The organism is Gordonia sp. NPDC003422 (assembly GCF_053588675.1).
In genome coordinates, this window is record NZ_JBSFQL010000014.1 from 30,664 (window position 1) to 43,766 (window position 13,103).

Consider the following 13,103-nt stretch of genomic DNA (forward strand, 5'->3'; position numbering starts at 1 on the left):
TCTCGGCTCGCCTCAGGCGCGGTATTCGCCGGCTCAGTCGACCTGGCGAACCGCACCGCGGTCCGCGGAGGTCGCCAGCTTCGCGTAGGCGCGTAGCGCTGTGGTGACCGTGCGCTGGCGGTCCACCGGCTGCCACGGGTGCTCGGAGGCTTCCATCTTGGCCCGCCGCTCGGCGAGCACGTCGTCGGGCACCTGAACTTCCAGCGTCCGCGTCTTGACGTCGATGAGGATCGGGTCACCGTCTTCGACGAGTCCGATCGCGCCGCCGGATGCGGCCTCGGGGGACATATGCCCCACCGACAGGCCCGACGATCCGCCGGAGAAGCGGCCGTCGGTGATCAGGGCACACTTCTTGCCCATGCCGGTGCCCTTCATGAACGCGGTCGGGTGCAGCATCTCCTGCATGCCGGGACCGCCGGACGGTCCCTCGTAGCGGACCACCAGCACCTCGCCGGCCTGGATCTTCTTGGACAGGATGACCTGGACGGCTTCTTCCTGGCTCTCCACCACGCGGGCCGGGCCCTCGAAGTGCCACAGGTCCTCGTCGATGCCGGCAGTCTTGAGGACCGCGCCGTCGGGGGCGAGGTTGCCGCGCAGCACGCACAGGCCGCCTTCGACGGTGTACGCGTGCTCGAGGTCGCGGATGCAGCCGCCCGCGGCGTCGGTGTCCAGCGAACTCCATCGGTTGGCGGTGGAGAACGGCGTCGTCGTGCGCACGCCGCCGGGAGCAGCATGGAACAGCTCGACCGCCGCGTCGATGGCCTTGCCACCGCGGATGTCCCAGTCGTCGAGGAAGTCCGCGATCGTCGGCGAATGGACGGTCGACGCGGTGTCGTCGATGAGACCGGCGCGTCGCAATTCACCCAGGATCGCCGGGATGCCACCGGCCCGGTGGACGTCTTCCATGTGGTAGTCGGAGTTGGGCGACACCTTGGACAGGCACGGCACGTTGCGGCTGATCTCGTCGATGACGGCGAGATCGAAGTCCTCGACCTCGCCCTCCTGTGCTGCCGCAAGGATGTGCAGGACGGTGTTGGTCGAGCCGCCCATCGCCACGTCGAGTGCCATGGCGTTGCGGAATGCGGTGGCCGACGCGATGTTTCGTGGCAGAACCGACGCATCGTCGTCGCGGTACCAGCGTGTCGCGGCCTCGACCACGACGCGGCCCGCACGCTCGAAGAGTGCGTGGCGTGCTTCGTGGGTGGCCAGCGTGGAACCGTTGCCGGGCAACGCAAGTCCCAGTGCCTCGGTCAGGCAGTTCATCGAGTTGGCGGTGAACATGCCCGAACACGAACCGCAGGTGGGGCAGGCGGAACGTTCGACCTCGGACAGCCCTTCCTCGTCGACGGCGCTGTTGGCCGACGCGGAAATGGTGGTGATGAGGTCCGACGACGGGTGGGCGACGTCCCCGACCACCACCGCCTTGCCGGCCTCCATAGGGCCGCCGGAGACGAAGACGGTGGGGATGTTCAGCCGCATCGCGGCATTGAGCATTCCGGGAGTGATCTTGTCGCAGTTGGAGATACAGACCAGTGCGTCCGCCGTGTGGGCGTTGACCATGTACTCCACCGAGTCGGCGATGATCTCGCGACTCGGCAGCGAGTACAGCATCCCGCCGTGTCCCATGGCGATGCCGTCGTCGACGGCGATGGTGTGGAATTCACGTGGCACTCCACCGGCCGCCTTCACCGCGTCGGCGACGATCTCGCCGACGTCCTTGAGATGGACGTGGCCGGGCACGAACTGGGTGTACGAGTTCGCGATGGCGACGATCGGCTTGCCGAAGTCGTCGTCGGTCAGTCCGGCTGCTCGCCAGAGCGATCGCGCTCCGGCAGCTTCGCGGCCGACGGTGGTGGTGCGTGATCTCAGGGCAGGCATGGTTCCTCGATCTGATCGGCGTGCGGTGGTGCAGTTGGCTGGTGATTCGACCCGATGCCGATGACACCGGATGCCACCACAACGTCGAAAGCCGACGGTGTTATTTCATGCCCGACCCGGTTGTGGTGAATGCGGCGAGGTGGCGTTGTGGCCGAGTCTTGCTGCGTTGCTACAGGTCAGCGTACTCCGCTGCCGCTAGGGGCTTCAAAAAAGGCTCAGCTGTCGGCTTCGTCGGCCGCTGCGAACGGGTCCGGGATTCGGCCACGGCTCGCTGCCGACAGGCGGGGCAGATCGTGGAATCCCACCGCGGGAAGGCGCACCCGCTCGCCGTCGGAGGTCACCGCGCGCACGGCGCTCCACCGGGGGAATTGCAGGCCCGCGATATCGGTCCAGGCGACCGCTGCGCTGCCGAAGGTACCGACCGCGGTCAACCCGTCCTCGGTGACGACGGTGCGCAACCGGTGGATCCACACCGCAAGGACGACCGGGATGGCGAGCGTCCAGCCGAGCCAGACCAGGGAGGTGCCGGCCAGGATGATGCACACGATCGCCACCATGGGAACCGTGAAGTAGGCGACCCGGTTCAGGCGAAACACTGCGGGCAATTCGACGCGATCCTCGGCGCTCCCCGATGCGTCAGAATCGGCGGGCGAGGTGGTCTCCGGATCGGTCGGTGAATCTGTCGGCACGCCTTCATTGTGCCAACCCGCGCTGTGTGCCATCCCGGCAGGTGCGGCCCCACCTGTGTGTTCTCACGATATGAGACGCAACGGTCCGGAGTTTGACTCACGACTACACGCGGTCATACCGTGAATGCGTGATGAAGAACGGGACTCTCGTAGTAGTAATCGGCTGGCGCGTCGCCTGACCGGTCACAGACGAGACCCCACTCAGCATCGACGCGCCACCCTCGAACAGCGAAGCTGTCGGGGGTTTTTTCTTGTCACCAGCAAATGAAGATCGACAACCAGATGAGGATCGTGCAGTGAGCGCACCAACAGCACGCACCGACGCCGGCCGCAGTGAGCCGGATCGCAATGCAGGAGCCCGGCAACAGTCGCCCGCGGGAGGAAATCTCCGTGCGGTAGGGCAGCACACCGTCGCCCCCGAGCGGGTCAGCGGTGCGCAGTCGGTGGTGCGCTCGCTCGAAGAACTCGGCGTCGAGATCGTCTTCGGCATTCCCGGTGGAGCCGTGCTCCCCGTCTACGACCCGCTGCTGGATTCCAAGAAGGTCCGCCACGTCCTGGTGCGCCACGAGCAGGGTGCCGGTCACGCTGCGACCGGCTACGCGCAGGTTGCCGGACGCGCCGGGGTCATGATGGCCACGTCCGGTCCCGGTGCCACCAACCTGGTGACACCGCTGGCCGACGCCCAGATGGACTCGGTCCCGGTGGTCGCGATCACCGGTCAGGTCGGACGCGCGCTGATCGGCACCGACGCCTTCCAGGAGGCCGACATCTCCGGTATCACGATGCCGGTCACCAAGCACAACTTCTTGGTGAGCAATGCCGCCGACATCCCGCAGGTCATCGCCGAGGCGTTCCACATCGCCGAAAGCGGCCGCCCGGGTGCGGTTCTGGTCGACATCCCCAAGGACATCCTGCAGGCGCAGACCACCTTCTCGTGGCCGCCGCAGATCGATCTGCCGGGCTATCGGCCGGTCACCAAGCCGCACGGCAAGCAGGTTCGTGAGGCCGCTCGCCTCATCAACGCGGCCTCCTCGCCGGTGCTCTACGTCGGTGGCGGCGTGATCAAGGCCAACGCTTCGGCCGAACTGCTGGAACTCGCCGAGTTCACCGGCATCCCGGTGGTGACGACGCTGATGGCGCGCGGTGCCTTCCCCGACAGCCATCAGCAGCACCTCGGCATGCCCGGCATGCACGGCACCGTCGCCGCGGTTGCCGCCTTGCAGCGCAGCGACCTGCTCATCACCCTGGGTGCCCGATTCGACGACCGCGTGACCGGCCAGTTGGCGTCGTTCGCACCCAACGCCAAGGTCATCCATGCCGACATCGACCCCGCGGAGATCGGCAAGAACCGGCACGCCGACGTGCCGATCGTCGGCGACTGCAAGGCCGTCATCACCGAGCTGACCGAGACCCTGCGCAACGAGCGGGCGACCAGCGGCGAGGGTGCGGACATCTCCACCTGGTGGCGCTACCTCGACAACATCCGTCGTACCTATCCGCTGAGCTACGACCGTCAGACCGACGGTTCGATGTCGCCGGAGTTCGTGATCTCCCAGATCGGGAAGATCGCCGGGCCCGACGCGGTGTACTGCGCCGGCGTCGGCCAGCATCAGATGTGGGCCGCGCAGTTCATCTCCTACGAGAAGCCGCGCAGCTGGCTGAACTCGGGTGGCCTGGGCACCATGGGCTACGCCGTCCCGGCGGCGATGGGCGCCAAGATGGCCGACCCCGACGCCGAGGTCTGGGCGATCGACGGCGACGGGTGCTTCCAGATGACCAATCAGGAACTCGCGACGTGTGCGATCGAGGGCATCCCCATCAAGGTCGCCGTGATCAACAACGGAAACCTGGGCATGGTCCGGCAGTGGCAGACCCTGTTCTACGAGGAGCGCTACTCCAACACCGACCTCGCCACGCACTCCCGGATGATCCCGGACTTCGTGAAGCTGTCGGAAGCGTTGGGCTGCGCGTCATTCCGCGTCGAACGTGAGTCCGACGTCGACGAGGTCATCGCCAAGGCCCGCGAGATCAACGACCGCCCGGTGGTGATCGACTTCATCGTCGGCAAGGACGCCCAGGTGTGGCCGATGGTCGCCGCCGGCACCGGCAACGACGAGATCATGGCTGCCCGCGACATCCGGCCGCTGTTCGACGACGACGAATCCGCGTCGGACCCGGTCGACATCCACGAAACCATGGAGAAGTCCGATGCGGCGGCTCCCAACCAGAAGGACGAGCAGTGAGCACCACCCACACCCTGAGCGTGCTGGTCGAAGACCGGCCAGGCGTGCTGGCCCGCGTGTCGGCGCTGTTCTCCCGGCGAGGGTTCAACATCGAGTCCCTGGCCGTCGGGCCCACCGAACTCAAGGGCATCTCGCGGATGACCATCATGGTCAGCGTCGAGGACTTCCCGCTCGAACAGGTGACCAAGCAGCTCAACAAGCTGATCAACGTCATCAAGATCGTCGAGCAGGATCCGGCTGCGTCGGTGTCGCGTGAGCTGATGATGGTCAAGGTGCGGTCGGACGCGACCGTGCGCACCGAGGTCATCGAGGTGGTGAACCTGTTCCGCGCCAAGGTGATCGACGTGTCACCCGAGTCCCTCACCATCGAGGCGACCGGCACCGCGGAGAAACTCGAGGCACTGCTGCGGATGCTGGATCCGTACGGAATCCGCGAGATCGCACAATCGGGAGCGGTCGCGCTGGGTCGGGGACCCAAGAGTATGTCGGCACACCGCTGACCGACTGCACAGAAATTTAGACAGTCCCGTTGGGTGACAACGAGTCTCCGGGGACACCACATATGAAGGGAATCAACTGTGGCGATCGAACTGTTCTACGACGACGACGCCGATCTGTCGATCATCCAGGGTCGCAAGGTCGCGGTCATCGGCTACGGCAGCCAGGGGCATGCGCATTCGCTGTCGCTGCGTGACTCGGGTGTCGATGTCGTCATCGGCCTGCGCGAGGGCAGCAAGTCGCGCGAGAAGGCCGAGGAGCAGGGGCTCAAGGTCCTCAGCGCATCCGAGGCGGCGGCGTGGGCAGACGTCATCATGATCCTCGCGCCGGACACCAGCCAGGCCACGATCTTCACCGAGGACATCGAGCCCAACCTGAAGGACGGCGACGCCATCTTCTTCGGGCACGGCCTCAACATCCACTTCGACCTGATCCAGCCGGCGGACAACATCACCGTCGCGATGGTCGCCCCGAAGGGGCCCGGACACCTCGTGCGCCGTCAGTTCGTCGACGGCAAGGGCGTCCCGTGCCTCATTGCGGTCGACCAAGACCCCAAGGGCGAGGGCCAGGCGCTCGCGCTGTCCTACGCCAGTGCCATCGGCGGCGGCCGTGCCGGAATCATCAAGACCACGTTCAAAGAAGAGACCGAGACCGACCTCTTCGGCGAGCAGGCCGTGCTCTGCGGTGGCACCGAGGAACTGGTCAAGACCGGCTTCGAGGTCATGGTCGAGGCCGGGTACGCCCCGGAGATGGCCTACTTCGAGGTGCTCCACGAGCTCAAGCTGATCGTCGACCTCATGTACGAGGGCGGCATCGCGCGCATGAACTACTCGGTGAGTGACACCGCGGAGTTCGGCGGCTACCTGTCGGGCCCGCGGGTCATCGACGCCGACACCAAGGAGCGCATGCGCGGCATCCTGCGCGACATCCAGGACGGCACCTTCGTCAAGCGCCTCGTCGCCAACGTCGAAGGCGGCAACAAGGAACTCGAGGGCCTGCGCAAGCAGAACGCCGAGCACCCCATCGAGGTCACCGGCAAGAAGCTGCGCGACCTGATGAGCTGGGTCGATCGCCCCATCACCGAGACCGCCTGATCGAAACAAAAAAGTTGCCCTTTGACTCGCGAGTCAAAGGGCAACTTTTCTGTTTGCGCGGGAGAGCCGCGATCAGATCGGGCGGAAGCCCTGGTAGGCGGGCAACGAGTTGACCCGCTTGAGGATCGGGCCGATGTTGGTGCCGGTCTCCGGTCCGACGCAGCCGACGAAGTAGTACGCGTTGACCATGCCGACGAGGCGATCACCGACGACCACCGGGCTGCCCGAGTCACCTTCGATCACACACATCTGCGACAGGTGAACGTCTCCGTCGGAGAACCAGGCGATACCGCAGGTGGACCCGGTGGTCCGGCCCTCCTTGCAGGCGATGGTCGGGAAACCGATCGGCCGCGTGTCGACGCTGCGGATGGTCACGCTGCGCACGGTGCGCAGCGGCACGACCTTGGCGGGGTTGAACTCGATGATCGCCATGTCCAGGTCGGGCTTGGAGTAGGTGATGGTGCCGATCTGGCCGCGGTCCTGATAGGTCTCAGAGTAGACCTTCTGGCCGGGCGTACCGCAGTGACCCGCGGTGATGCCGATCAGCTTGCCGGTCTTCGACTTTCCGATCGTGGTGAGCGTGCAGGCCGCCGCGGAGTTGCCGCCCTTGAGGACGAGAATTCCCGAGCCACCGCCGACGTACGCCTTTGCCGGTGCGGCGATTGCAGAACCCGCCCCCCAGCCGGCCAGCACTGTCGCAGCCAGAACAGCCAGCAGTGCTGTCAGCTTCCTAATCATCCACACTCCATCGTTAGTAGGCGTCGAAACGCCTGCCGTCAGAGCGCGGCAGGCGTCTGTGCACACGGTACCGGGCGTGCGCGCCGCTGCGCCCGCCGCGGAATCGTCCCGCGGTTGCATTGCAACCTATCCGTAATAGCCGTCACATTCCAGCCGCGTCCACAGCCTTCCTCCAGGCAAGGGGTGGACCGCCTGTTCTGTGGCCCCTAGCACACCTCTAAGCTGTGTGGTCGGAGACTTTGCTCTGCGCGTGACCGCGCGAGATCGTCGCGAACCTGATCCCACGTCCGACATGGAGAAACATAAAGTGAGCTCTGCTGGCCGTCCGATTGTCCTGATCGCCGACAAGTTGGCGCCCTCCACGGTGGAGGCGCTCGGCGACGGAGTCGAAGTGCGGTGGGTCGACGGTCCGGATCGTCCGAAGCTGCTCGACGCCGTCGTCGACGCCGACGCCCTGCTCGTCCGGTCGGCGACGACCGTCGACGCCGATGTGCTCGAGGCGGGCAAGAAGCTCAAGATCATCGCCCGTGCCGGCGTCGGCCTGGACAACGTCGATGTGCCGGCCGCGACATCGCGTGGCGTGATGGTGGTCAACGCGCCCACCTCCAACATCCACACCGCCGCCGAACACGCCATCGCCTTGCTGATGTCGGCGGCCCGCCAGATCCCGGCGGCCGATGCGACGCTGCGTGACCACACCTGGAAGCGCTCGTCCTTCAACGGTGTCGAGATCTTCGACAAGACGGTCGGCGTGGTCGGGCTCGGTCGTATCGGCCAGCTCGTCGCAGCGCGTCTGGCGGCCTTCGAGACCCATGTCATCGCCTATGACCCGTATGTGTCGCCGGCCCGCGCCGCACAGCTCGGCATCGAGCTGGTCACGCTCGACGAGCTGCTCGAGCGTGCCGACTTCATCACCGTGCACCTTCCCAAGACGCCGGAGACGCTGGGTCTCATCGGCGCCGAGCAGTTGGCCCGCACCAAGAAGGGCGTGGTCATCGTCAACGCCGCGCGTGGCGGGCTGATCGACGAGCAGGCGCTCGCCGACGCGATCACCGCCGGACAGGTCCGGGGCGCGGGTCTCGACGTCTACGCGACCGAGCCGTGCACCGATTCGCCTCTGTTCGAACTGCCGCAGGTGGTGGTCACACCTCACCTCGGCGCTTCCACCAGCGAGGCGCAGGATCGAGCCGGTACCGACGTCGCCAAGAGCGTCCGACTTGCCCTGGCCGGCCACTTTGTGCCGGATGCGGTCAACATCACGGGTGGGGCGGTCGACGAAGAGGTCGCGCCGTGGCTCGAGATGGCCCGCAAGCTCGGCGTCGTCATCGGCGCGATCAGCCCGGAGCCGCCGACCTCGATCGTCGTCGACGTGCGCGGTGAACTCGCGTCGAGCAACGTCGAGGTCCTCGGTCTCTCGGCGCTGCGCGGACTGTTTTCGGCGGTCCTCGAGGAGCCTGTCACCTTCGTCAACGCGCCCGCAGTGGCCACCGAGCGTGGTGTCACCTCCGAGGTGACCACAGCCACCGAAAGCCCCAACCACCGCAGCGTCGTCGATGTGAAGGCCGTCTTCGCCGACGGTTCGGTGCTCAATGTCGCCGGCTCGCTCACCGAGCCGCAGCTGGTGGAGAAGATCGTCAACATCAACGGCCGCAACTTCGACCTGCGTGCCGAGGGCCACAACCTGCTGGTCAGCTACGCCGACCAGCCTGGTTCGCTGGGCAAGATCGGCACGCTGCTCGGCAACGCCGGTATCGACATCCTCGCTGCCGGCCTGTCCCAGGACGCCGAGGGACCGGGCGCGACGATGATGCTCCGCGTTGGTGACAAGATCGCCGACGACCTCGTCTCCGCGATCTCCGATGCGGTCGGCGCAACTCTCATCGAACAGGTGGATCTGTCATGAAACTTGCCGTCATCGCCGGCGACGGCATCGGGCCGGAGGTCATCGGCGAAGCACTCGACGTGCTGCGGACGGTGGTTCCCGACGTCGACACCACCGAGTTCGATCTCGGTGCCCGCCGCTACCACCGCAACGGCGAACTGCTCACTGACGCTGACCTCGAGTCGCTGCGTGAGCACGACGCCATCCTGCTCGGCGCGATCGGCGACCCGTCGGTGCCGTCGGGTGTCCTTGAGCGCGGCCTGCTGCTGACGATGCGCTTCGCGCTCGACCATCACGTGAACCTGCGCCCGTCGCGACGGTTCCCGGGTGTGTCCACGCCGCTCGCAGGCGACCCCGACATCGACTTCGTGGTGGTCCGCGAGGGCACCGAAGGGCCGTACACGGGCAATGGCGGGGCCATTCGGACCGGAACCCCGCACGAGGTGGCCACCGAGGTCAGCGTCAACACGCGCTACGGCGTCGAACGCGTCGTCCGTAATGCCTTCGGCCGGGCTCAGCAGCGGCGCAAGCATCTGACGTTGGTGCACAAGACCAACGTGCTCACCTTTGCCGGGTCGCTGTGGGCGCGCGCGGTCGAGGAGATCGGGGCCGAGTTCCCCGATGTGACCACCGACTACTGCCACGTCGACGCCGCCACCATCTACCTGGTGACCGATCCGGGCCGATTCGACGTCATCGTCACCGACAACCTGTTCGGCGACATCATCACCGACATCGCGGCCGCGGTGAGTGGTGGAATCGGTCTCGCCGCGTCCGGCAACATCGACGCGACCCGAACCAACCCGTCGATGTTCGAGCCCGTCCACGGCAGTGCCCCCGACATCGCCGGACAGGGCAAGGCCGATCCGACGGCCGCGATCCTCTCGGTCGCCCTGCTGCTCGAGCATCTCGGTGAGGCCGATGCGGCCAAGCGCGTCGAGAAGGCGGTCGCCGACGACCTCGCCGATCGCGGCGGTGCGGTCCTGAGCACCAGCGAGGTCGGCAAGCGGATTCGCGAACGGCTCGCCTGAGTCGCTGTAGACAACATCCCTGCGTGCTGCAGGAGAACCTGTGTGCTGGAGCACGCAGGTTCTCATGTGGACACAGAGTGTGTCGAGGCGGCCTATGCCACCGGCTCTTCGACGACCGGCGGATCGTCGGGTACCAGGGGAGCGGCCAGTAATGGCGTCAGCGCGGTGATCGCGAAGGTCAGCGGAAAGCCCACGGCCGCGATCAATGCGCCGAACACCGGTGTGGTCACCGCCGTCGCCAGATACTGACCCGTGTTCTGCACGGCCAGACCCCGACCGCTCCATTCGGGTCCCGCGTACTCCGCGATGGCGGTGAACGCGAGTCCGTTGTCGGCGACCGATATCACCGTGGCCACCGCCATCAGGGCGGGCGCCCATGGGCTGTCGATCCAGTCGGCGAAGGCCAGCGCAGCCATCGCGGCGGCCGCGCCGATCGCGATGAGCCGGACCGGGCGCATCCGGGACGCCCAGGCGTCCGACCACCGGCCGGCGACGATCCGACCGAGCGCACCGATCACCTGGGTCACGGTGATCAAGACACCGGCTGTCGTCGGCGCCCAATGATGCGCGACGATCAGCCAGGTCGGCACAAAGGTCCACAGCATCGACTGCGGTACCACCAGCAGAACGCTGACGGTGTGTACGCGGGCCAGGAAACTGCTCTCCCGGTAGGGATTTCGCTTCGGAGCTGGTGCGTGCGAGTCCACGACGCGGGTCGGGTGCCGCGGCGGATCGACGACGCCGATCAGTACCGCGATAAGTCCCGCCGCGGTCACGACGGCCGGAATGGCAAGTGCTGCACCGATTCCGTGCGCCGCCGCCGTCGCCGGCATGGTGAGTGCACATACTGCGATGCCCAGCGGCTGGGCCATCTGGCGAATACCCATCGCGGTGCCATGCTGGTCGGCGGGGAACCACCCGACAACGATCCGACCGCTCGCACCGTTGGCCGCACCCGATCCGACGCCGCCGATGAGCAGGCAAGCACCGAGCACGAGATACGAGGCACCGGCGAACGCTGCCGCCGCGGCCGCACTCGCACCGGCCAGGCTGATCGACAGCGAAATCGTCAGGATGCGTCGCTCGCCGTACCGGTCGAGCAGCATGCCCCAGCCGATGATGGCGACCATCAACCCCACGGTCGGGATGGCGGCGAGTGTCGACGCCTCGGTCAGCGTGAGCCCGGCGTCGGCGTGCAGCGCCGGAATCAGATAGGCGACTCCGCTCACCACGCAGGTGGTGGTGAGGGCGGCAAGCAGCGAACATCCGAGCATCGACCACCTGCGTTGCACGGACACCGCGTCGATCACGGTCACGTCGCTCACCACCAATCTCATATTTTGGAACTCAATGCCCACATATTAGAACGAGCCACGCAACCACTCCAACCCGGTTCTCGACATCTGAGACCCGGCGGTAGTGTCATCGACATGCGCTTAGGTCGAATCGCGAGTCCCGGCGGAGTGGCATTCGTCTCCATCGAGGGGGCCGGTCCGGATGGAGTGACACCGGATGCGGTGGCCAAGGAGATCGCCGAGCACCCGTTCGGCACACCCACCTTCACCGGCCGGTCGTGGAAGCTCGCCGACGTACGGCTGCTCGCACCGATCCTGGCGAGCAAGGTGATCTGCATCGGCAAGAACTACGCCGATCACATCAAGGAGATGGGTGGGCGGGCCCCGGCGTCGCCGGTGATCTTCATCAAGCCGAACACCTCGATCATCGGTCCCGACGTCCCGATCCTGCGTCCGCCCTCGTCGGAACGAGTGGACTACGAGGGCGAACTCGCGGTGGTCATCGGGCAACCATGCAGGGACGTCAAGGCCGCACGGGCCAAGGACGTGATCCTCGGTTACACGGTTGCCAACGATGTCACCGCGCGCGACCAGCAGCAGATCGACGGGCAGTGGACCCGCGCCAAGGGCTACGACACGTTCTGCCCACTCGGACCATGGATCGACACCGACTTCGACCCGTCCGACGTGGAACTGCGCACCGAACTCGACGGTGAGGTCCGCCAGCGCAGCCGAACGTCGTTGATGCTGCACGACATCGGCGCGATCGTGGAGTGGATCTCGCGCGTCATGACGCTGCTGCCCGGTGACGTGATCTTGACCGGAACGCCCGAAGGGATCGGCCCAATGGTTGCCGGACAACGGGTTTCGGTCACGGTCGAGGGGCTGGGGACGCTGTCCAATCCGGTTGGGGAGAGGTCGTGACCGTCGCGAGGGTCAACGGCATCGACATCTCCTACGACGTGAGTGGCGACGGTCCGCTCGTCGTCATGGTGATGGGTACCGGCAGTCCGGGCCGGGTCTGGAAGGCCAATCAGGAACCCGCACTGGTGAAGGCGGGCTATCGGGTGGTGACCTTCGACAACCGGGGTATCGCACCGTCATCCGAGTGCGCCGAGGGATTCACCGTCGACGACATGGTCGCCGACACGGCAGCTCTCATCGAGCATGTCGGCGGCGGGCCGGCCCTCGTCGTCGGAACGTCCCTCGGCGCGCGCATCACCCAGGAGCTCGCGCTCGCACGCCCCGACGTGGTGAAAGCCGCTGTCGCCGTTGCCACCTACGGTCGGGGTACGCCGCTGCAGGAAGCGATTTCGGCCGGCGAGCGCGACCTCTACGACAACAAGATCAAGCTGCCACCGGAGTATCAGGCGGCGATCACCGCACATCTGAACCTGTCGCCGCACACGCTCGACGACGATCGTTCCGCCCGTGACTGGCTCGACGTGATCGGTTTCTCGCCGCAGACGGTGACGGCCGGCGTGCGTGCACAACTCGAGTTGCACAACCAGGAGGCCAACCGGCTGGCTGCGTATCGAGCGATCACGCGTCCGATGCTCGTGATCGGGTTTGCCGACGATCGCACCCTGCCGCCGAAACTCGCACGCGAGGTGGCCGACGCGGTTCCGGGTGCCGAGTACGCCGAGGTCGCCAAGGCCGGGCACTTCGGTTACCTCGAGCAGCCCGCCGAGGTGAATCGACTTCTCGTCGAGTTCCTCGGCCGTCACCGCTGACGATCGGGGCATCGGGCGTTCG

Annotated in this window: 11 protein-coding genes; 7 read left to right on the forward strand and 4 right to left on the reverse strand. The window is 66.5% G+C overall.

Annotated features, from left to right (window positions below; translation table 11 throughout):
• Nucleotides 1-33 precede the first annotated feature (33 nt).
• Both ilvD and ACWDTF_RS13360 read right to left on the reverse strand, forming a co-directional pair.
• A complete protein-coding gene (ilvD, locus tag ACWDTF_RS13355) occupies nucleotides 34-1,878 on the reverse strand; it encodes a dihydroxy-acid dehydratase (protein ID WP_355276856.1) in 1,845 nt (614 codons plus the stop codon).
• A 215-nt stretch (nucleotides 1,879-2,093) separates the two neighbouring features.
• On the reverse strand, nucleotides 2,094-2,567 hold the full coding sequence (locus ACWDTF_RS13360; protein ID WP_240857530.1) for a PH domain-containing protein: 474 nt from the start codon (nucleotides 2,565-2,567) through the stop codon (nucleotides 2,094-2,096).
• A gap of 296 nt (nucleotides 2,568-2,863) precedes the next feature.
• On the opposite strand from ACWDTF_RS13360, the gene ACWDTF_RS13365 reads away from it, so the two are divergent.
• From ACWDTF_RS13365 to ilvC, 3 genes are all read left to right on the forward strand, one after another.
• Entirely contained in the window at nucleotides 2,864-4,810 is a 1,947-nt protein-coding gene (locus tag ACWDTF_RS13365; protein ID WP_240857531.1) for an acetolactate synthase large subunit, read from the forward strand.
• On the forward strand, nucleotides 4,807-5,310 hold the full coding sequence (gene ilvN, locus ACWDTF_RS13370) for an acetolactate synthase small subunit (protein ID WP_240857532.1): 504 nt from the start codon (nucleotides 4,807-4,809) through the stop codon (nucleotides 5,308-5,310). Before ACWDTF_RS13365 ends, ilvN begins: the two co-directional genes overlap by 4 nt.
• Before the next feature lie 78 nt (nucleotides 5,311-5,388).
• Nucleotides 5,389-6,402, forward strand: coding sequence for a ketol-acid reductoisomerase (gene ilvC, locus ACWDTF_RS13375; protein WP_355276859.1), 1,014 nt, complete (start codon nucleotides 5,389-5,391; stop codon nucleotides 6,400-6,402).
• Between the two features lie 72 nt (nucleotides 6,403-6,474).
• Here the strand turns inward: ilvC and ACWDTF_RS13380 are convergent, their stop codons facing one another.
• Nucleotides 6,475-7,140, reverse strand: a complete 666-nt coding sequence (locus ACWDTF_RS13380; RefSeq protein WP_240857534.1) for a S1 family peptidase — start codon at nucleotides 7,138-7,140, stop codon at nucleotides 6,475-6,477.
• Nucleotides 7,141-7,447: 307 nt separating this feature from the next.
• On the opposite strand from ACWDTF_RS13380, the gene serA reads away from it, so the two are divergent.
• Both serA and ACWDTF_RS13390 read left to right on the forward strand, forming a co-directional pair.
• On the forward strand, nucleotides 7,448-9,043 hold the full coding sequence (gene serA, locus ACWDTF_RS13385; RefSeq protein ID WP_240857535.1) for a phosphoglycerate dehydrogenase: 1,596 nt from the start codon (nucleotides 7,448-7,450) through the stop codon (nucleotides 9,041-9,043).
• Nucleotides 9,040-10,053 (forward strand): 3-isopropylmalate dehydrogenase, encoded by a 1,014-nt coding sequence (locus ACWDTF_RS13390; RefSeq protein WP_240857536.1) that lies wholly within the window; start codon nucleotides 9,040-9,042, stop codon nucleotides 10,051-10,053. Before serA ends, ACWDTF_RS13390 begins: the two co-directional genes overlap by 4 nt.
• Before the next feature lie 92 nt (nucleotides 10,054-10,145).
• Here ACWDTF_RS13390 and ACWDTF_RS13395 read toward each other — a convergent pair whose 3' ends face one another.
• Entirely contained in the window at nucleotides 10,146-11,327 is a 1,182-nt protein-coding gene (locus tag ACWDTF_RS13395; protein WP_449754510.1) for an MFS transporter, read from the reverse strand.
• Nucleotides 11,328-11,483: 156 nt separating this feature from the next.
• On the opposite strand from ACWDTF_RS13395, the gene ACWDTF_RS13400 reads away from it, so the two are divergent.
• On the forward strand, nucleotides 11,484-12,272 hold the full coding sequence (locus ACWDTF_RS13400; protein WP_240857537.1) for a fumarylacetoacetate hydrolase family protein: 789 nt from the start codon (nucleotides 11,484-11,486) through the stop codon (nucleotides 12,270-12,272).
• On the forward strand, nucleotides 12,269-13,081 hold the full coding sequence (locus ACWDTF_RS13405) for an alpha/beta fold hydrolase (RefSeq protein ID WP_240857538.1): 813 nt from the start codon (nucleotides 12,269-12,271) through the stop codon (nucleotides 13,079-13,081). Before ACWDTF_RS13400 ends, ACWDTF_RS13405 begins: the two co-directional genes overlap by 4 nt.
• The last annotated feature ends 22 nt before the right edge of the window (nucleotides 13,082-13,103 follow it).